This window comes from Arenibacterium halophilum (genome assembly GCF_005938225.1).
GTDB lineage: Bacteria > Pseudomonadota > Alphaproteobacteria > Rhodobacterales > Rhodobacteraceae > Arenibacterium > Arenibacterium halophilum.
On record NZ_VCPC01000002.1, the window covers coordinates 345,360 to 363,438 of the forward strand.

Consider the following 18,079-nt stretch of genomic DNA (forward strand, 5'->3'; position numbering starts at 1 on the left):
GGGAAGCGAACAGAATGGCCGAACCCCAGAAGCCGCTGCTGATAAAACGCTACGCAAGCCGGCGGCTATACAACACCGAAACCAGCGATTACGTGACGCTTGAAGATATCGCGCGCTTCATCCGCGAAGGCCGCGAGGTTCAAATTGTCGACCTGAAGTCCGGCGACGACCTGACCCGGCAATATCTGCTGCAAATTATCGCCGAACATGAAAGCCGGGGTGAAAACGTCCTGCCGGTGACCGTGCTGAACGATCTGGTGCGCAGCTACATGGTGCCCGGCGGTGGGATGATGCCTCAGTTCCTGCAATCGTCCTTCGACATGCTGCGCGAGAGCCAGGAAAAGATGGTCAAGAACATGACCGCGATGAACCCGATCGCCAAGATGCCCGGATTCGAGGTGATGCAGGCACAGCAGGATGCGTTTCTGAAAGCCATGACCAGCGGGTGGAGCGGCAGCAGCGGCCCCGAGCCGGAAAAGGACGGCGAAGGCGACGACGGCGATCTGGATGCCATCAAGAAACAGCTGGCGGAGCTGCAGGCGAAACTGTCGAAACTGAAATAGTTCACTACTTTCGACTTGAAAGTCGGGTTACAGGCCCTTTTGCGCCCATAGCACCCGTTTCGTGCCCGGTTCCGGCGGCATATCGCAGTAGGATCGAATCAAACGGTCAATCGCCTGGCGCGTGATGTGGCGGTGATCCTCGGAAAACCCAAGCGACGCGACCATTTTCCAATGGCCATACATCAGGCTGACGAACAGAAACGACAGCTCTTCGGCGGCCTGCGCGGTCAAATCCGGAAACTGGACCGAGAATTCGTGGCTTAGAACCTGCCCCACCAGCCGGTATTGATTGGCAAGGTTTTCGCGGATCGGGCGCGATTTCGTCGCCAGCGACAGCATGGCGTCATATACCTGATCGTCGCGGGGTTTGCGTTTTGCATCCAGAAGATCAAAGTAGAAATCCAGAAAAGCATCAACGCGCGCGGGGCCTTTCAGCTGTCCGGCGGTGGAAATCAGCGCCTCGCGATAGACAGCAGCCACCAGATCGCAGACTTCCAGCATCAAATCTTCATGCGATGAAAAGTGGTATCGGATCAGTTGGCGCGTCAGCCCGGTTTCGGCGGCGATGCTGTCATAGGATAGATGCGGCAGCCCATTCTTGCGAAGCGTGTCGTAGGCGCCTTGAATTATCTGTTCGCGCCGCGTCGGCGCGGTGTCGTCCAAAGTCATGTCCGCCAATTCCATCGATCAGCCTGAAACAATATTGAAAAACCGCCGCATCCAACTCAAGGCTGCTTGCGCTACCCTTTCGAAATGAAAAGCCCGAAGGTGGTATTCCTTCGGGCTTTTCGCGCTATAAGTGTGTTCTGCCTGTCGGGGGGACAGGCGGATCAGGCCAGTGTCAGGTGCCGAAGGCGCGCACCGGGCTGGTCACCTCGTCCATCGCATCCAGCAGGATATGGGCGATGGCATCATAGTCGGCTCTGCTCAGATGAACCGGCAGGCGCACGTCGCAGGCTGTCATCAGCATGGCACGGGTCTGCGGCAGATCGGGAATGTCGCCCAGAAATTTCCAGTTCCAGAAAGCGCGGGCGTTGTCGTCGGACCGGCCGAAGATCTGCACCTTGATGCCCCGCGCGGCGGCAGCATCGGAAAACGCGTCGATCTCGGCATCGCTCAGGCCGACAAGGTTGAACTGGATCGAATCCGGTGCGCGCTGTTCAGGTGCCAGCTTTTCCGGCACCTCGATATAGGCCGAGGTGTTCAGCCGTTCGGCCACGTAGTCATGCCCCCGGCGGCCATCCTGTACACGGCGGGCCAGCTCGGGCAGCTGCGGGCGGATCACTGCGGCCGAAAGGTTGCCCATACGCTGGTTGTACAGCGGCAGCGTGTTCTGGTGACGGGCAAAGGCATCCTGCAGCACCGGGTGTTTCTTCCAGTTGTGTTCGTAGGCGCCTGACATGATGATCGCGCGGGCGACCAGATCGGCGTCGTCGGTGATCAGGATGCCACCTTCGCCGGCGTTGATCATCTTGTAGGACTGGAACGAGAAGCAACCGATCTTGCCGATGGTGCCAATCTTGCGACCATGCCAGGTGGTGCCCAGCGAATGCGCCGCATCTTCGATCACAGGGATGCCGCGCGCCTCGCACAGAGCCATGATCGTGTCCATGTCGGATGTATGGCCGCGCATGTGGCTGATGATGACGGCGGAAATATCGTCGTCCAGCTTGCGTGAGAAATCCGACATATCAAGGCGGTAGTTGCTGCCGACCTCGCACAGGACGGGCACGCATTCGGCGTGGACCACGGCCGAGGGCACGGCAGCGAAGGTAAAGCCCGGGATCAGCACGCGGGCGTCGCGCGGAAGGTCCAGCGCCTTGAGTGACAAGAACAGCGCCGCCGAACAGGACGACACGGCCAGCGCGAATTTGCTGCCCATCATGGCGGCGAATTCAGCCTCGAGCAGGGCGACGGGCGCATCCTGCGGCGCGGTATAGCGGAACAGGTCGCCCGATTGCAGCAGCGCCTCGATCGCCTCGCGGGCGGCGGCGGGGATCGGTTCAGCCTGATGAACGTCTGGAGCCTGAGTCATTTTGGTTTTCCTTAATTCGACCTTTGGAAAAGGTAAAACAGTTCGGGGCGATGACAAAGCCTGAATGACCCAAGGTCATGACAAAATAATGTCATGGCGCGGGTATTGTTGCGGCTGCGAAACAGTGGCTGTCAGGCGGCCCCGGCGGCCAGAATGGCAACAGCCGGCTGATCCGTCTCGGGCAGCGCCCGCACCGCCCGCCACGCCCGCAATCCAGAGGTGCAGGCAAACACCGTCTGCCGCCCCGGCGCGGGGCGAAAGCGGGGCATTTCGTCGGGCAACAGCCGCTGTGCCTTTGGGTGCGCCGGGTCAGGGGCCTCGGTCTCATCGCGCAGGTCGTACACATCGTGGGCTTCGGTGATCTCGGACAGGCCAAGGATCGCGGGGCCGGGGGCTGCGGGCTCGGGCGCGCCATCAAACCGCAGCGAGGCCACCCGCCATGTCGCCAGATCACAGCGCATCAGCTGACCCAAAGCCGACGGCACATGCCCCAGCAGAACCGACAGCGCCATCTGCGCCTGCAAGGCCCCCAACATCGCGACGGCTGGCCCCATGACTCCGGCCGTGTCGCAGGACCCAAGTGTATCGGGCAGATCGGGAAACAGGGCACGCAGGCTGGGCGCGGTGCCGCAGAATCCGCCGACATAGCCCTCGCGCCGCAGCACCGAGGCCGAGATCATCGGGATCCCCCGCGCAAGGCAGAGATCGGACAGGGCATAGCTCAGCGCAAAGGAATCGGCGGCATCAATCGTCATGTCCACGCCTTGCAGCAGGTCGCGCAGGGCGGGGGGATCGGCGCGCCGGATATGCGGTGTTACCTGCACCTCGGGGTTCAGGCGGCGCAGTTCGGCGCAGGCCACCTGCGCCTTGGGCTGGCCTATGTGATCCATGCGGAACAGGGTCTGTCGGTGCAGGTTCGACAGCGACACGGTATCCGCGTCCACCACGTCAATCTTCCCGACACCCGCCCCGGCCAGTTGCGGCAGCAGGGTCGCGCCAAGTCCTCCGGCGCCGATCACCAGCACACGGGCGCGCGCCAGCCGGGCCTGACCGCTGGGGCCAACCTCGGGCAGCACCGTCTGGCGGGAATAGCGGCTCATCGCCGCGCGCTTTCGGTGGCTGCGACCCATGCGCGGCAGCGCGCCTCGGGATCGCCGGATTGTACAATATCGGTCACCACCGCCACGCTGTCGGCCCCCGCCGCCAGCGCCCCCGGTGCGCGCTCGGGTGTCATCCCGCCGATGGCGATCAGCGGCAAATCCCCGATCCGGCGCTTCCATCTGCCCAGCTTGTCCAGCCCCTGAGGCGCCCATGGCATCTGCTTCAGCAGCGTCGGATAGACCGGACCCAGCGCGACATAGGCAGGCCCTTGCGCCAGCGCGGTTTCAAGCTCTGCGTCGTCATGGGTCGACAGGCCCACGCGTACCCCGGCACGGCGCAGCGCGGCGAAATCGGCACGTGCCATGTCTTCCTGACCAAGGTGGACGAAGGAACAGTTCAGATCCAGCGCCAGTTCCCAATAGTCGTTCACCACCAGCTGCGCGCCATGCACGGCGCAGATGTCACGCGCGCGGGCGATCTGGCGGCGCAGCTCGGGGGCAGGCATGTCCTTCAGCCGCAGCTGGATCAGCCGCGCGCCCTGCGGCACCAGCAGTTCCAGTAGCGAGACATGGCCGACGATGGGGTAAAAGGGATCAAGCCAGCTCATGCCAATTCCGCCAGGCCAAGGATCGGGGTCGAGGCATGGGCCATGTCGCGCGGCGGCAGCAGCCCGGCGTCATGGGCCTCGCGCCCCGCCTGCACGGCGGCCCCGAAGGCGCGCGCCATGGCGACAGGGTCGCCCGCGCGGGCGACGGCGGTGTTCAGCAGCACCGCATCGAACCCCATTTCCATCGCCTGCGCCGCCTGACTGGGCGCGCCGATCCCGGCGTCGATCACCAGCGGCACGTCGGGGAAATGCGCCCGCATCGCGCGCAGCCCCTCGGGGTTGCGCAGGCCGTGCCCCGTGCCAATGGGCGCGCCCCATGGCATCAGCACCTCGCACCCGGCCTCCAGCAGGTATTCGCCCACGATCAGATCCTCGGTGGTGTAGGGAAACACCTGAAACCCGTCGGCGCACAGGCTGCGCGCCGCCTCGACCAGCGCGAAGGGGTCGGGTTGCAGCGTGTCGGCATGGCCGATGACCTCGAGCTTGATCCAGTTGGTGCCGAACAGTTCACGCGCCATCTGCGCCGTGGTCACCGCCTCGACCGCGCTGTGGCAGCCAGCGGTATTGGGCAAAACCCGCGCGCCGCTTGCGGCCAGAATCTCGCGAAACGCCGCGCCATCGGCGCCTTCCCGGCGCAGCGAGACGGTGATGACCTCGGCCCCCGAGGCGGCAATCGCCTGTTGCAGCACATGGGGCGAAGGGTATTGCGCGGTGCCCAGCATCAGGCGGCTGGTCAGGTCGACTCCGTAAAACATGGATTATCCTCCCTGCATCGGTGACAGGATTTCGACCCGCGCGCCCGGCGCCAGTCGGGCCTGCGCCCGCGCCGTGCGGGGGATGAATTGCCCGTCCAGCGCGGTGGCGACCGAGTGTTCGGGCAGGTCGCGTTCGGCGATCAGATCGGCCAAGGTTGCGGCGGCGGTGTCGACCGGCGCGCCGTTCAGATCAATGCGCATTGGCGCTCTCCTTTGCGAAATGCTGCACCAGGTCACCCGCCAGCGCCGGGGCCAGCAGAAAGCCGTGGCGGTACAGCCCGTTCAGATGCACCCGCGCGCCAGCGAAGCGCAGCGCGGGCAAGTTGTCGGGAAAGGCGGGGCGCAGACCGGCGGCCATGCCTGTCACCTCTGCCTCGGCAAATCCGGGGTGGATGGTGTGGGCCGCCGACATCAGCTCGGCCGCCGAGCGCAGCGTGATGCCGTCGCTGCGCGCGGTTTCCACCATCGTCGCGCCCACCATGTAATGATGCCCGCCGCGGGGCACGATGTAGCAGGGAAAGCGCGGATGGAGCAGCCGGACGGGTCGGGTCAGCCGCACGTCGGGCGCATGCAGCAGCAGCGTTTCCCCCCGCACGGCCCGCAGGTCGGGCAGCGCATCGCGCGCCGCCCAGCCCCGGCAATCGACCACCCGGTTGCCTGACATCGGACCCGGCGCGCGGAAGGCAACGCCGCGATCCACCAGCGACTGGCGCAGCGCGGCCAGCGCGTCCACCGGATCAAGATGGCCCTCGTCCGCGAAGAACAGCGCGCGGCGAAACCGGCCGGCCAGATCGGGTTCCAGCGTGCCGGGATCAACCGTGGCGTGGCCCGTGGTGGCACGCGCGAAACGGGTGAACTCGCCGCCGTCACGAGCAGCGGCCACCACCAGCGTTCCGTGCCGCGCCACGCCCGGCACCCGCGCGGCCCACCAGTCCACCGTGCTTTGGCCGCGCACTGTCACCTCTGAGGGCGCGCCGTCGGACTCGCAAAAGGGCGCCAGCATCCCGCCCGCCATGCGCGAGACGGGTGCGTTGCGCGCATCCTCCACCACGGTGACCGCATGGCCGGCCTCGCGCAGCGCGGTGGCAGCGCACAGCCCCGCCACTCCGGCCCCCAGAACGGTGATCATTCCGCCGGTTCCTTGGCGGGTACATAAAGCTCGCCGCCTTCTCGGAACTTCTCGGCCATCCGCTCCATCCCCGAGGCACGCTCGGCCTCGGCCCGGATGTCATGGCTGATCTTCATCGAGCAGAACTTTGGCCCGCACATCGAACAGAAATGCGCGACCTTATGCGCCTCTTTCGGCATGGTTTCGTCGTGCATCTCGCGCGCGGTGTCGGGATCAAGCCCAAGGTTGAACTGATCTTCCCAGCGGAATTCGAACCGGGCGCGGCTGATCGCATCGTCACGGCGCTGGGCGCCGGGATGGCCTTTGGCCAGATCGGCGGCATGGGCGGCCAGCTTGTAGGTGATGACGCCGGTTTTCACGTCGTCCCGGTCGGGCAGGCCAAGATGTTCCTTGGGCGTGACGTAGCACAGCATCGCCGTGCCGAACCAACCGATCATCGCAGCCCCGATGGCGCTGGTGATGTGGTCATACCCCGGCGCGATGTCGGTGGTCAGCGGCCCAAGCGTATAGAACGGCGCGTCCTGGCAATGTTCGATCTGCTCGTCCATGTTGGCCTTGATCTTGTGCATCGGCACATGGCCGGGGCCTTCGATCATCACCTGACAGTCCTTGGCCCAGGCGATTTTCGTCAGCTCTCCCAAGGTCTCAAGCTCGGCGAATTGTGCCGCGTCATTGGCATCGGCGATGGACCCGGGGCGCAGCCCGTCGCCCAGGCTGAAGCTGACATCATAGGCGCGGGCGATGTCGCAGATTTCGTCGAAATGTTCATACAGGAACGACTCGCGGTGGTGATGCAGGCACCATTTCGCCATGATCGACCCGCCGCGCGACACGATGCCTGTCACCCGCTTGGCCGTCATCGGCACCATATGCAGCCGCACGCCCGCGTGGATGGTAAAGTAATCGACGCCCTGTTCCGCCTGTTCGATCAGCGTGTCGCGAAACACCTCCCACGTCAGGTTCTCGGCGATGCCGTCGACCTTTTCCAGCGCCTGGTACAGCGGCACGGTGCCAATCGGCACCGGCGCATTGCGGATGATCCAGTCGCGGATGTTGTGAATGTTGCGCCCCGTCGACAGATCCATCACCGTATCCGCGCCCCAGCGGATCGCCCAGACCATCTTCTCGACCTCTTCGGCCATGCTCGACGTGACAGCCGAGTTGCCGATATTGGCGTTGATCTTCACCAGAAAGTTGCGCCCGATCACCATCGGTTCCAGCTCTCGGTGGTTGATGTTGGCGGGAATGATGGCGCGGCCTGCGGCGATTTCGTCGCGCACGAACTCGGGCGTCACCAAGTCGGGCAGGGTGGCGCCCATCGGATCGCCATCGCGGGAATGCGCGGCCAAGCGGCCTTCGTTCTCGCGGATCGCGGCGAATTCCATTTCGGCGGTCACGATGCCGGCGCGGGCATAGGCCATCTGGGTGACGGCACCATCGGTGGCGCGCAGCGGCGCGCGCTGATGCGGAAAGGCCGGGGTCAGCCGGTCGCCTGTGGCAAATCCGTTGTCGGCATCCGTCACCGCGCGGCCCGCGTATTCGGTGGTGTCGCCGCGCGCCGCGATCCAGTCGCCGCGCAGGTCGGGCAGGCCGCGCGCCACGTCGATCTGCGCGGTCGGGTCGGTATAGGGGCCCGAGCTGTCATAGACCGACAGCGCCGGTTCGTTCGACAGCGCAATCTCGCGCAGCGGCACGCGGATCGGGTGCAGCTGGCCCGGCACGTAAATCTTGCGCGACGCGGGTAGCGGCCCGGTGGTGACGGTGTGGGCGGGGGTGTTCATATGTTCTCTCCTTGCGAAAAGACCCAATGGAAACAGGTGGCAGAAAGCGGCCCACAGGCCGGTGGCGGCAATGCGCAACAGGCCCTTCGGCCCGAAAGGACCAACCGCGCCATCCGGCAATATCGGTGGAATGTCCCTCGGTCTTCCTACGCCAGCATCAACTGGGTCAGGTTCAAAGGGTCGCGTCACCGGGGTTTCCCCCTGTCAGCCTCTCAGTCCCCTTGGCGGGACTCCCCTGACGTAGGGGGACCGTACAAGATTGCGGCGGGCCGTCAACCGGGATCTTGCGCGCCTAGATTCCCAGCCGGTCGCGCAGGGCGTACCAGCTCATCGCAAGCACAAGCAGCGGGCTGCGCAGTGCCGCGCCGCCGGGGAAGGCGGGAATGGGCAGGGCGGCCATGGTGTCGAACCCCTCGGCCTGGCCTTGGATGGCGCGGGCCATCAGCATCCCGGCATGGGTCGCCGTGCCCAGCCCGTGACCGGAATAACCGGAGGCCGAAAGGATGTTCGGCCCCACCCGCGCGAGGTAGGGCAGGCGACGCATGGTGATCGCCAGCGTCCCGCCCCAGGCATAGTCGATGGGAATATCGCGCAGATGCGGGAAAATCTCGGACATCGGTTTGCGCACCTTGGCGGCGATGTCGGCGGGAAAACGATAGCCATAGCTTTCGCCGCCCCCGAACAGCAGCCGCTTGTCGGCGGACAGGCGGAAGTAATTGACCACGAATTTCGTATCCGCCACGGCCACGTCACGGGTCAGCACGCGGGCGGCGTCATCGCCCAGCGGCGCGGTGGCGGCGATGAAATTGTTGATCGGCATGACCCGCGCGGCCACCTGCCGGTTCAGATCGCCCAGGTAGCCGTTGCAGGCCAGGATCGCGTGATCGGCCAGCACATGGCCCTGGTCGGTGTCGATCCGCACCTTGGCGCCCGGCGTGATCTTCTGCACGCGGCTTGTTTCGTGAATCGCCACGCCCGCACCCTGCGCCGCCCGCGCCAGACCCAGCGCAAAGTTCAGCGGGTGCAGGTGCCCGGCCCCCATGTCCAGCGTGCCGCCGTGATAGGCGGGCGAAGGGCACAGCGCCTGGCAGGCGTCATGATCCAGCGTTTCGATCTGGTCATAGCCATAGTGGTCGCGCATATGATCGGCGTAGCGGTGCAGCTCGTCCGTTTCGCGCGCGGTGAACCCGATATGCGCCACCCCCGGTTTCAGATCGCAGGCGATGTCATGATCGCGGATCAGGGTGCGGACCAGAGCCTTGGCCTCTTCCCCCAGCGACCACAGCTTTTGCGCCGCCTCCATGCCGACCAGCGGTTCCAGCCCGTCCTGTTCGACCCGCTGGCCGCTGCCCAGCTGCCCGCCGTTGCGCCCCGAGGCGCCGAACCCGACGCGCTGCGCCTCGAGCAGGACGACAGACAGCCCCGCCTGCGCCAGATGCAGCGCCGCCGACAGCCCGGTGTATCCCGCGCCGACGACGCAGACATCGGCGCGCACTTCGCCCGTCAGGGGCGCGAACGGCGGCAAAGCGCTCGCCGTTGCCGCGTACCAGCTGGGTGGGTATTGCCCGGCGCGGTCATTGGCATCAAGAAGGTTCATCGCAACACGGCCCCGGCCGGATCAGACGTTCAGCAGCAGGTGTTCACGTTCCCACGGCGAAATCACCTGAAGGAATTCCTCGTACTCGGTGCGTTTCACGATGGAATAGACGCGGGCGAATTCCTCGCCCAGCACGCTGTGCAGGTCCACCGCCTCGTCGAACAGATCCAGCGCCTGGCCCAGCACGCGGGGAATATCCTCGTCCCCGTCATAGGCATCGCCGCGGAACTGCTTTTCGGGGCGCAGATCATTCATCAGCCCCAGATAGCCGCAGGCCAGGCTGGCCGCGATGCCCAAGTAGGGGTTGCAGTCCATCCCCGCCAGCCGGTTTTCGATCCGGCGCGAGTCGGGGGAGGACAGAGGGATGCGGATGCCGGTGGTGCGGTTGTCGCGCCCCCAGGCCAGGTTGATCGGCGCGGCGTGGTCCTTCACGTAGCGGCGATAGCTGTTCACATAGGGCGCCAGCACCGCGATGGCCGAGGGCAGATGCGCCTGCAAGCCACCGATGAAGTTGAAAAACGCATCGGTATCGCCACCCTGCGGGCCGGAAAACAGGTTGCGCCCGGTTTCCATGTCGATGATCGAATGGTGAATGTGCATCGCGCTGCCGGGTTCATCGGCGATGGGTTTGGCCATGAAGGTCGCAAAACAGTTGTGACGCAGCGCGGCCTCGCGGATCAGGCGTTTGAAGTAGAACACCTCGTCCGCCAGCTTGACGGGGTCGCCGTGGCGCAGGTTGATTTCCAACTGGCCGGCGCCGCCTTCCTGCGTGATGCCGTCGATCTCGAACCCCTGCGCCTCGGCGAAATCATAGATGTCGTCGATCACGGGGCCGAATTCATCCACCGCCGTCATCGAATAGGCCTGCCGCGCGGCGGCGGGCCGGCCCGAGCGGCCCATCATCGGTTCGATTTCCTTGGCCGGGTCAAGGTTGCGCGCCACAAGGAAAAATTCCATTTCCGGCGCGACAACGGGCTTCCAGCCCTGATCCTTGTACAGCTGCACCACCCGTTTCAGCACGTTGCGCGGGCTGCACGGGATCGGGTCGCCGTCGCGGTCATAGGCGTCGTGGATCACCTGAAGCGTCCAGTCGCCCGTCCAGGGGGCGGCGGTGGCGGTCGACATGTCCGGTTTCAGGATCATGTCGCGTTCGATGAACCCGTCCTCGCCCGCCGCTTCGCCCCAGTCGCCGGTGATGGTTTGAAAGAAGATGCTGTCAGGCAGGTGGAAATAGGCCTGTCGCGCGAATTTCGATGCGGGAACCGCCTTGCCCCGCGCGATGCCGGGCAGGTCCGAGACGATGCATTCCACCTCGTCCAGTCGGCGGTTTTCCAGATAGTCGCGGGCCGCCTGAGGCAGGTTGTCTGTCCATTCGGTCATGATTTGCTCGCGGTTAGGAAGACATTGGCCATCATCGTGGCCATGTCTGATTTGTGAACGGGCCCCGAGCTGAGCAGCTCGCCCGCGCTGTGCAGCAATTCGGGCGGAACAACGCCCTTGCCGCGCGTGCGGATCAGCCCGGCGATGAAATCGGCGTCATACTCGGGGTGGGGCTGGATTGTCAGGATGCTGTCGCCATAGGACAGGATCGCATTGGCGCAGAAATCGTTGCTGCCCAGCACTGTCGCGCCGGGGGGCAGCTTGGTCACCTGATCCTGATGCCAGGCGTTCAGCGCGATCTTGCGGTCGCCCATGTCGTATTCGGTGCGCCCGATGGCCCAGCCGCCGGGGTATTTTTCGACCTTGCCGCCAAGCGCCTGCGCAATGATCTGGTGCCCGAAACAGACGCCGACCAGCGGCTGGCCCTTGTCCTTGATCTCGCGGATCAGCGTTTCAAGCGGCGCGATCCAGGGGTGATCTTCGTAGGCGCCATGTCGTGACCCGGTGATCAGCCAGCCATCGGCCTCGGCCGCGCTGTCGGGCAGGGTTCCGTTTTCCACATCGTAGGTGGTGAAGGTAAAATCATGCCCGCCCAGCAGCGACTGGAACATCAGGTCATAATCATCGAACTCGCCCGAAAGCTCTTTCGGGGCGTGGCCGGTCTGGAGGATACCGATATGCATGGGACACACTTGGATATGATCAAAAACAAGGCTACCCGAGCCGCCGTCGGGCGACAAGGGGGGCCGTGGTCGCGGCTCAGACGGCTTCGAGGTAGGACAGCCAGTGCCGGTCGGGCGGGGTTTCGGCAAAGCGCGCCAGCTCCTGCCGCTTGGTCATGACAAGGTTCGCCACCAGCGCCGGGTCGAAGATGCGCGCCATCAGGGGCGAGGATTCGAACCTGTCGATCGCCTCGGCCCAGGATTGCGCAAGGCGCGGCACGCCGGTGATCTCATAGGCGTTGCCGGTGATCGGGGCGGGCGGTTCCATCTTGTCTTCCAGCCCAACCAGCGCGGCCCCCAGCACGGCGGCCAGCATCAGGTAGGGGTTGATGTCGCCGCCCGCCACGCGGTGTTCGACGCGCCGCGCCGCCGGACTGCCGCCGGGGATGCGAATGGCGGCGGTGCGGTTTTCATAGGCCCAGACCGCGCTGACCGGCGCATGGGCACCGGGCACCAGCCGTTCATAGGAATTGCCGTGCGGCGCCAGGATCAGCGAACTGTCGGGCATCGCGGCAAGGCAGCCCGCGACCGCGTGGCGCAGCGCATCCGTTCCGCCCGGCCCGCCGTCGTCGAAGATGTTGCGCCCATCCTTGTCGACGATGGAAAAATGCAGGTGCATCCCGTTGCCCGCGTCGTCGGGGTAGGGTTTCGCCATGAAGGTCGCGGCAAAGCCGTGCTGACGCGCCAGTCCGCGCACCAAGGTCTTGAACAGCCACGCATCGTCGGCGGCGCGCATCGCCGTTTGGTGGGTCAGGTTCACCTCGAACTGGCCCAGCCCGCTTTCGGAAATCACCGTATCGGCGGGAATGCCCATTTCATCACAGGCCTCGTAAAGCTCGCTGAAATAGGCGTCGAACGAATCCAGTTGGCGCACAGACAGGATTGCGGCATTGGCAATGGCGCGGCCCGTCACCGGGTTGGTCGCGGCATGGGGCGCCATCGCGCTGTCGTCGATCAGGGTGAATTCCATCTCGGTCGCGGCGATCACCGTCAGCCCCAGCGCGTCGAACCGATCCACCACGCCCTGCAGCGCATGGCGCGGGTCGCCCTGGAACGGTGCGCCCTTGTCGGTGAACATTGCCATCGGCACCAACGCCGAGGGCACCTCGAGCCAGGGCATCGGCACCGCGCCCCGGTCGGTGGGCAGCAGCACGCCATCGGCATCGCCGCTTTCAAACACCAGCGGGCTGTCTTCGATATCGGCGCCCCAAAGATCAACGTTCAGCACCGACAGCGGCATGCGCACCACGCCTTCGTCGAGTTTTTGAGCATAAGAGCGCGGCACACGCTTGCCGCGCATCTGTCCGTTCAGATCGCTGGCGGCAACGCGGAAAGTGGGGAAATGGTTGAGATCCATGGAAAGACGACCGTGGTGAAGCTGATTATGACACAGGTCTAGCCAATGCCGCGCGACCTGTCATGCGAATTTGATCAAATTCCGCAACGGAGCATTTATCGGATCAGATTCGGGCGGAACCGCATCTTGGTGCGGCGTTCCTGCGGCAAGTGCCGGTTCAGCCGCCGGTTGATCAGACCGAAGACGGTGACCACCACCAGCGTGAACAGGATGAAGTAACCCGCCAGGATCGGGTAGGGCACAAAGGGGTTGAACGTCTTGTCCGCGAAGTAGCTGGCGTAATACAGCGCGTCGCCGCGTTGCTGCCAGGCCGGAAAGCCGGAAAAGAACACCAGCGTGGTGGCGTGGAACAGAAAGATCGCCTCGTTCGTGTAGGCGGGCCAGGCCAGCCGCAGCATGGTGGGCCAGACGATGCGCCGGAACCGGGGCCAGCCTGTCATGCCATAGGCATCCGCCGCCTCGACATCGCCCTTGGGGATCGACCGCAGCGCGCCATAGAAAATCTCGCCCGAGTAGGCGGCGGTGTTCAGGAACAGCACGATCAGCGCGCCCAGCCAAGCGGCGGTGAAGGGGCTGAAGACCGGGTATTGGCTTTTCAGGTTGAGGAACAGGAAATAGGCAAAGAAGAACTGGATGAACAGGGGCGAGCCCCGGAACAGGAAGATGAACCATTCCGCCGGCTTGCGCAGGATCCGCCGGGGAGAGGCCTTGGCCACCGCCAGCGCGGTCGCGAGGAAGAACCCCAGCAGCAGCGCAACAATGCCGAAATAGATGTTCCAGATCATGCCCGAGCCAATGAGCACAAAGTGTTCGCACAGCGTGAAGTCGCTGCGCGGCAGCAGCCGTTCGCCAATGCCAAGGCTGCGCAGCCCGTAATCCTGGATTGTCTGGAAACAGCTCATGCGGCGGCCTTTCGCTGGGCCTCGCCCGCCGTGGTGGCCTGCCCGTGGGCCAGCCGGATCATGATGCGGCTCAGCACGATCTCGGACACGCGGGTGAAGGCCAGATAGAACACCAGCAGGAACAGGAAATACCACATCCGCCAGTCGCCATGCGGGTAGTCGGTGAAGCGCGCTGTCTTGGTTCCGCCCAACTCGCGTGCCCAATAGACGATATCCTCGATCCCCAGCAGAAAGAGCAGCGGCGTCGCCTTGATCAGCACCATCCACAGGTTCGACAGGCCGGGCAAGGCATAGACCCACATCTGCGGCACAAGGATGCGCCAGAGGGTCTGCCGCCGCGACATGCCATAAGCCTCGGCCGTTTCCAGCTGGGCGCGCGGCACGGCGCGCATCCCGCCGAACAGTACATTGGCGGCGAAGGCGCCGAAGACGATGGCAAAGGTCAGCACCGCCAGCGCAAAGCCATAGGTTTCATGCACCCACTCGGGCGAGGTGCCCAGCGGTAGTTTCGCCGCCTGACAGACGATGAAATCGCTGCCCTGTCGGATCGGGGCATCCCAATCGGGGCATTTCACCTTGTGGCGGATGTATTCGAACCCTTGGTCCAGCGCGATGACGAAGAACAGGAAAAAGGCGATGTCGGGCACGCCCCGCACGATCGCGATATAGGTTTTGCCGAACCAGCGCAGCGGCGCGATATGCGACCGCGCAGCCATGGCCCCCAGGAACCCGAACCCCAGCGCCACGGGCGCCGTCACGGCCAGCAGGCCGATCACCTTCAGGAAGGCCAGGTAGAACGACATATGCGCGCCGGTCGTGACATAGCACGACAGCCACGTCAGCCCGGTCAGCGTGTCAGGATCGGCGCAATAGTCGAAAATCGGTTCAGCCTTTCGACAGGGTAGGGTTTACCCGACTGGTCAGCCGGGGTGGTCGCGTTAAGGTTGCGTCAGTCGCCAGCATATTTCCGGCGGCCAATCTATTAAGGAGAATTGATATGTCCGACAAATTTGTCTTCAAGAAACCAATTCCTGCCGTGATCGATACCGGGGAATTCCTGCCCCAGGCGTTCGAGGATCCTTTGTTCGGCAAGGAAGCCCCGCCAGTGTTCGAAGATCCGTTGTTCGGGTTCACGCCGCAGGGGTACATCAAGGTTCCCGATATTGAAGGCGAAAGCTTCTCTCCTGATGGCTTTGTCCCGGTAGGTTTCGAGGATCCCCTGTTCGGCTGACGCCCGAATGTGGAAGCGGCGCGACATTGGTCGCGCCGCAGCCATGCATCAGTAGGTGGTGACGCCGTCGCCGAACCACTTCACCAGCAGCTCGTTCAGCGAGCCATCTTCCTTCATCGAGGTGATCGCCGTGTCGAACTTGTCACGCAGCTCGCCGTCACTTTCGCGCAGGCCAAGGCCGATGCCGCCACCCAGCGGGACGCCTTCGCCCACGAACGTCAGCTCTCCGCCCGATTCCTCGACCAGCGGGACAAGATAGTCGTAGTCGGCAAACACCGCGTCGGCCTCGCCGTTGCGCACGGCGGCGACGGTTTCCTCTGGCGTGGCGAATTCAACCAGCGTCGCGCCGCTTTCGGCAACGTGGCCGGCCTGGATGGTCGCGGTCTGCGCGGCCACCACGCCACCCATCACGTCAACGTCGGTCGACAGGGCGACATAGGCGGATTCGGTGGGCGGATAGTAGTTCTGGGTAAAGTCGATCACCTGATCGCGTTCTTCGGTGATGCTCATCCCCGCGATGATGGTGTCATAGTTGCCCGACACCAGGTTGGGGATGATCGAATCCCAGTCGTTCTTGACCCACTCACAGGTCAGCTCGGCGCGCTTGCACAGCTCGTCTCCCAGCTCGCGCTCGAACCCGTCGACTTCACCCTTGTCATTGATGAAGTTGTACGGAGGGTAGGCGCCTTCGGTGCCCATGCGGATGGTGTCGCTTTGGGCCAGGGCCATACCGGCGCTCAGCGCAAGGGCGGCGGTGCCAAGGATAAGGGTCTTCATAATGGTTACTCCCAGTGGTTGTTGTTGTTCAGGTGGCGTGCGTGGCGGACAGGAAGCCGCGCAGCCGTTCCGATTTGGGCGCCCCGAACAGCGTATCGGGCGCGCCTTCTTCCTCGATCAGGCCTTGGTGCAGGAACACGACGTGATCGCTGACATCATGGGCCAGTTTCATGTCGTGGGTCACGATCAGCATGGTCCGCCCCTCGGCGGCCAGGTCCTTGATGACCTTCACGACTTCCTGTTCCAGTTCCGGGTCCAGCGCGCTGGTGGGTTCGTCGAACAACAGCGCCTCTGGCTCCATGCACAGCGCGCGCGCGATGGCGGCGCGTTGCTGCTGGCCGCCTGACATCTGCGCCGGGTAGACATCGCATTTGTCGCCGATGCCGACCTTGTCAAGATACTGGCGCGCCTTCTGTTCCACCTCGGCCCGGTCGCGGCGCAGCACGGTCAGCGGCGCCTCCATCACGTTCTGCAGGATCGTCATGTGCGACCACAGGTTGAACTGCTGGAACACCATCGACAGGTTGGTGCGGATGCGCAGCACTTGGCGCGCGTCGGCGGGGCGGCGCGCCGCGCCCGATCCGGCCCAGGTGACCGGTTCGCCCTTGAACAGGATGTCGCCCTGCTGGCTGTCTTCCAACAGGTTGGCGCAGCGCAGAAGCGTGGATTTGCCCGACCCGGACGACCCGATCAGCGATACCACATGCCCGCGTTCAGCGGTAATCGACACGCCCTTGAGCACCTCGAGAGCGCCATAGCTTTTGTGGATGTTCTTCAGTTCGATAACGGGCTGGGCGGCTGACACGCGGGATCCGTCTGTTTTTTCCGATTTTGCCTACTAGGGCGGAAAATCGCCCGCATTGCAACGCAGAATGCGGCATTTGGTCCGCCGGAAGCGGTTGGTTGACGAAACGGAAGGCAAACAGATGCCGGTTAGACGGGCTGAACAGTGGGGGTGGCGACGTTCAGATAATCCTCAAGCGGGATGTCGGTCAGCCCGTTCAGATGCAGCGCGCGCCGGTCGGCAGCGCCGATGTCGGCCATGGCCGCCGAAATGGCCGCGCGCAGGGCGGCGGCATCCTGACCGGGCGCGCAGATATAGGGCAGCCCGGGCGTCGACGGGGTTGCCGCGATCACCTGCAATCCATCAGCAACCGGATCGTGATCGCGGATCAGCGCCCATGTCAGTGCGTCGATCCCGGCGAAATCCGCCTCGTTCCGGGCGATGGCGTGGGCCGATTTCAAATGCCCCCCGGTGCCAAGATACTGCCCCGGCGTCACGCCGCTGGCGGCAAGGAAGGTCGTCGGCCCGGCCCAGCCGGATTGCGAGGCAGTTTCGTTATAGGCAAACCGCCGCCCGTTTTGCGCCGCAATGTCGGGCGTTTCGCCAGCGCGGATCACGATGAGAGAGCGGTAGTGCCCGGCGGGGCAGCCATCCAGCGCGTAATCGGGCGTTGCGATCTTTTGCACACGGTCATGCAGGCGCGAACGGTAGGGCAGGCCACAGGTCTGGCCCAGCACCAGATCGGGCGATTCCCACATTTCGAAATAATCCATGTCACGGGTCAGCCGCGCGGGGCCGTGGCCAAGGTGGTCGCGAATCGCCTGCCAGTAACGATCGTTCACCGGCTGGATAGCGGGCATGTCGTACATGCCAAGCATCGCGATCATCTGCGGTCTGCCTTCTGCCGGGCCAGGGCGCTGTCCTGATCCGTCACGCCCAGCAGGCTGGCCGTTAGCCGCATCAGCGCGTTTTCGCTGTCGGCGCGTTCACCATCGGCCAGCACGACCGACCACATCGCCTGCACCACCGCGCGGCGATGATCGTAATCCACCGCATCCTTGATCGCGCGGGTGAAGCGTACCGTATCGGGAGCCTCGGCCTCCAGCGTTTCCGCTTCGGCGCGCAGGGCGGCGGCCTCAGCCGCACTCAGGCCATAGCGCTGGGCAATCACGCGGTCGATCTGGGCGACCTCGGCCGGGGAATAATCGTTGTCCGAGCGGGCGATGCGCACCAGCAGGGCAGTCAGCGCCAGCCGCGCGTCACCATCGTTCAGCGGGGCCGGTTCAGGCGCAACAAGGCGCTTCAGGAAATCTGCAAACATGCAGGAGATATAGGCAATCCGCCCCGAAGGGCCAAGG

General features: G+C 64.5%; 20 protein-coding genes and 1 riboswitch. Of the genes, 2 read left to right on the forward strand and 18 right to left on the reverse strand.

From position 1 onward, the window contains the following. Nucleotides 1-14: 14 nt before the first annotated feature. A complete protein-coding gene (phaR, locus tag FGK64_RS08410; RefSeq protein WP_138863372.1) occupies nt 15-563 on the forward strand; it encodes a polyhydroxyalkanoate synthesis repressor PhaR in 549 nt (182 codons plus the stop codon). 27 nt (nt 564-590) lie between these two features. On the opposite strand, the gene FGK64_RS08415 is transcribed toward phaR, so the two are convergent. From FGK64_RS08415 to FGK64_RS08480, 14 genes are all read right to left on the reverse strand, one after another. Beyond that, a complete protein-coding gene (locus FGK64_RS08415; protein WP_171054017.1) occupies nt 591-1,232 on the reverse strand; it encodes a TetR/AcrR family transcriptional regulator in 642 nt (213 codons plus the stop codon). 172 nt (nt 1,233-1,404) lie between these two features. Then, nucleotides 1,405-2,598, reverse strand: coding sequence for a DegT/DnrJ/EryC1/StrS family aminotransferase (locus FGK64_RS08420; RefSeq protein ID WP_138863374.1), 1,194 nt, complete (start codon nt 2,596-2,598; stop codon nt 1,405-1,407). 131 nt (nt 2,599-2,729) lie between these two features. Further along, nucleotides 2,730-3,698, reverse strand: a complete 969-nt coding sequence (locus FGK64_RS08425) for a HesA/MoeB/ThiF family protein (protein ID WP_138863375.1) — start codon at nt 3,696-3,698, stop codon at nt 2,730-2,732. After that, entirely contained in the window at nt 3,695-4,306 is a 612-nt protein-coding gene (locus FGK64_RS08430) for a thiamine phosphate synthase (RefSeq protein WP_138863376.1), read from the reverse strand. Before FGK64_RS08430 ends, FGK64_RS08425 begins: the two co-directional genes overlap by 4 nt. Continuing rightward, nucleotides 4,303-5,061 (reverse strand): thiazole synthase, encoded by a 759-nt coding sequence (locus FGK64_RS08435; RefSeq protein ID WP_138863377.1) that lies wholly within the window; start codon nt 5,059-5,061, stop codon nt 4,303-4,305. The genes FGK64_RS08430 and FGK64_RS08435 overlap by 4 nt, the downstream gene beginning before the upstream one ends. Before the next feature lie 3 nt (nt 5,062-5,064). Then, the gene (gene thiS, locus FGK64_RS08440; RefSeq protein WP_138863378.1) at nt 5,065-5,262 is read right to left on the reverse strand and encodes a sulfur carrier protein ThiS; all 198 of its coding nucleotides are present in this window, start codon (nt 5,260-5,262) and stop codon (nt 5,065-5,067) included. Continuing rightward, the gene (locus FGK64_RS08445) at nt 5,252-6,190 is read right to left on the reverse strand and encodes an FAD-dependent oxidoreductase (protein ID WP_138863379.1); all 939 of its coding nucleotides are present in this window, start codon (nt 6,188-6,190) and stop codon (nt 5,252-5,254) included. The genes thiS and FGK64_RS08445 overlap by 11 nt, the downstream gene beginning before the upstream one ends. Further along, entirely contained in the window at nt 6,187-7,971 is a 1,785-nt protein-coding gene (gene thiC / locus FGK64_RS08450) for a phosphomethylpyrimidine synthase ThiC (protein WP_138863380.1), read from the reverse strand. The genes FGK64_RS08445 and thiC overlap by 4 nt, the downstream gene beginning before the upstream one ends. A gap of 126 nt (nt 7,972-8,097) precedes the next feature. Beyond that, a riboswitch (TPP riboswitch) is annotated at nt 8,098-8,218 on the reverse strand. Nucleotides 8,219-8,263: 45 nt separating this feature from the next. Continuing rightward, nucleotides 8,264-9,568 carry an NAD(P)/FAD-dependent oxidoreductase gene (locus FGK64_RS08455; RefSeq protein ID WP_138863381.1) on the reverse strand — a complete coding sequence of 435 codons (1,305 nt, stop codon included), beginning with the start codon at nt 9,566-9,568 and terminating at the stop codon, nt 8,264-8,266. Between the two features lie 21 nt (nt 9,569-9,589). Continuing rightward, complete coding sequence (locus FGK64_RS08460) at nt 9,590-10,948, reverse strand: glutamine synthetase family protein (protein WP_138863382.1); 1,359 nt, start codon at nt 10,946-10,948, stop codon at nt 9,590-9,592. After that, on the reverse strand, nt 10,945-11,631 hold the full coding sequence (locus tag FGK64_RS08465) for a type 1 glutamine amidotransferase (RefSeq protein ID WP_138863383.1): 687 nt from the start codon (nt 11,629-11,631) through the stop codon (nt 10,945-10,947). Before FGK64_RS08465 ends, FGK64_RS08460 begins: the two co-directional genes overlap by 4 nt. A 76-nt stretch (nt 11,632-11,707) precedes the next feature. Further along, on the reverse strand, nt 11,708-13,027 hold the full coding sequence (locus FGK64_RS08470; RefSeq protein ID WP_138863384.1) for a glutamine synthetase family protein: 1,320 nt from the start codon (nt 13,025-13,027) through the stop codon (nt 11,708-11,710). A 95-nt stretch (nt 13,028-13,122) separates the two neighbouring features. Next, nucleotides 13,123-13,929, reverse strand: coding sequence for an ABC transporter permease (locus FGK64_RS08475; protein ID WP_138863385.1), 807 nt, complete (start codon nt 13,927-13,929; stop codon nt 13,123-13,125). Next, a complete protein-coding gene (locus FGK64_RS08480; protein ID WP_171054073.1) occupies nt 13,926-14,810 on the reverse strand; it encodes an ABC transporter permease in 885 nt (294 codons plus the stop codon). Before FGK64_RS08480 ends, FGK64_RS08475 begins: the two co-directional genes overlap by 4 nt. Before the next feature lie 116 nt (nt 14,811-14,926). Here FGK64_RS08480 and FGK64_RS08485 point away from each other — a divergent pair, with 116 nt between their 5' ends. Further along, nucleotides 14,927-15,160: a hypothetical protein gene (locus tag FGK64_RS08485; RefSeq protein ID WP_138863387.1), complete on the forward strand. Its 234-nt coding sequence runs from the start codon at nt 14,927-14,929 to the stop codon at nt 15,158-15,160. A 48-nt stretch (nt 15,161-15,208) separates the two neighbouring features. Here the strand turns inward: FGK64_RS08485 and FGK64_RS08490 are convergent, their stop codons facing one another. The 4 genes from FGK64_RS08490 to FGK64_RS08505 form a co-directional block, all read right to left on the reverse strand. After that, entirely contained in the window at nt 15,209-15,937 is a 729-nt protein-coding gene (locus FGK64_RS08490) for a transporter substrate-binding domain-containing protein (RefSeq protein ID WP_138863388.1), read from the reverse strand. A gap of 28 nt (nt 15,938-15,965) precedes the next feature. Next, entirely contained in the window at nt 15,966-16,742 is a 777-nt protein-coding gene (locus tag FGK64_RS08495; protein ID WP_138863389.1) for an ABC transporter ATP-binding protein, read from the reverse strand. A gap of 128 nt (nt 16,743-16,870) precedes the next feature. Next, on the reverse strand, nt 16,871-17,608 hold the full coding sequence (locus tag FGK64_RS08500) for a phosphate/phosphite/phosphonate ABC transporter substrate-binding protein (RefSeq protein ID WP_246057709.1): 738 nt from the start codon (nt 17,606-17,608) through the stop codon (nt 16,871-16,873). Next, the gene (locus tag FGK64_RS08505) at nt 17,605-18,042 is read right to left on the reverse strand and encodes a tellurite resistance TerB family protein (RefSeq protein WP_138863390.1); all 438 of its coding nucleotides are present in this window, start codon (nt 18,040-18,042) and stop codon (nt 17,605-17,607) included. Before FGK64_RS08505 ends, FGK64_RS08500 begins: the two co-directional genes overlap by 4 nt. Nucleotides 18,043-18,079 lie beyond the last annotated feature (37 nt).

Excerpts from the sequence above, each read along its gene's own strand:
- FGK64_RS08455 (WP_138863381.1), bottom strand. The coding sequence starts at position 9,568 with ATGAACCTTCTTGATGCCAATGACCGCGCCGGGCAATACCCACCCAGC.
- FGK64_RS08490 (WP_138863388.1), bottom strand. The coding sequence starts at position 15,937 with ATGAAGACCCTTATCCTTGGCACCGCCGCCCTTGCGCTGAGCGCCGGT.
- thiC (WP_138863380.1), bottom strand. The coding sequence starts at position 7,971 with ATGAACACCCCCGCCCACACCGTCACCACCGGGCCGCTACCCGCGTCG.
- FGK64_RS08475 (WP_138863385.1), bottom strand. The coding sequence starts at position 13,929 with ATGAGCTGTTTCCAGACAATCCAGGATTACGGGCTGCGCAGCCTTGGC.
- FGK64_RS08420 (WP_138863374.1), bottom strand. The coding sequence starts at position 2,598 with ATGACTCAGGCTCCAGACGTTCATCAGGCTGAACCGATCCCCGCCGCC.
- FGK64_RS08430 (WP_138863376.1), bottom strand. The coding sequence starts at position 4,306 with ATGAGCTGGCTTGATCCCTTTTACCCCATCGTCGGCCATGTCTCGCTA.
- FGK64_RS08415 (WP_171054017.1), bottom strand. The coding sequence starts at position 1,232 with ATGACTTTGGACGACACCGCGCCGACGCGGCGCGAACAGATAATTCAA.
- FGK64_RS08485 (WP_138863387.1), top strand. The coding sequence starts at position 14,927 with ATGTCCGACAAATTTGTCTTCAAGAAACCAATTCCTGCCGTGATCGAT.
- FGK64_RS08460 (WP_138863382.1), bottom strand. The coding sequence starts at position 10,948 with ATGACCGAATGGACAGACAACCTGCCTCAGGCGGCCCGCGACTATCTG.
- FGK64_RS08425 (WP_138863375.1), bottom strand. The coding sequence starts at position 3,698 with ATGAGCCGCTATTCCCGCCAGACGGTGCTGCCCGAGGTTGGCCCCAGC.
- FGK64_RS08465 (WP_138863383.1), bottom strand. The coding sequence starts at position 11,631 with ATGCATATCGGTATCCTCCAGACCGGCCACGCCCCGAAAGAGCTTTCG.
- FGK64_RS08445 (WP_138863379.1), bottom strand. The coding sequence starts at position 6,190 with ATGATCACCGTTCTGGGGGCCGGAGTGGCGGGGCTGTGCGCTGCCACC.
- phaR (WP_138863372.1), top strand. The coding sequence starts at position 15 with ATGGCCGAACCCCAGAAGCCGCTGCTGATAAAACGCTACGCAAGCCGG.
- FGK64_RS08500 (WP_246057709.1), bottom strand. The coding sequence starts at position 17,608 with ATGATCGCGATGCTTGGCATGTACGACATGCCCGCTATCCAGCCGGTG.
- FGK64_RS08505 (WP_138863390.1), bottom strand. The coding sequence starts at position 18,042 with ATGTTTGCAGATTTCCTGAAGCGCCTTGTTGCGCCTGAACCGGCCCCG.
- thiS (WP_138863378.1), bottom strand. The coding sequence starts at position 5,262 with ATGCGCATTGATCTGAACGGCGCGCCGGTCGACACCGCCGCCGCAACC.
- FGK64_RS08435 (WP_138863377.1), bottom strand. The coding sequence starts at position 5,061 with ATGTTTTACGGAGTCGACCTGACCAGCCGCCTGATGCTGGGCACCGCG.
- FGK64_RS08470 (WP_138863384.1), bottom strand. The coding sequence starts at position 13,027 with ATGGATCTCAACCATTTCCCCACTTTCCGCGTTGCCGCCAGCGATCTG.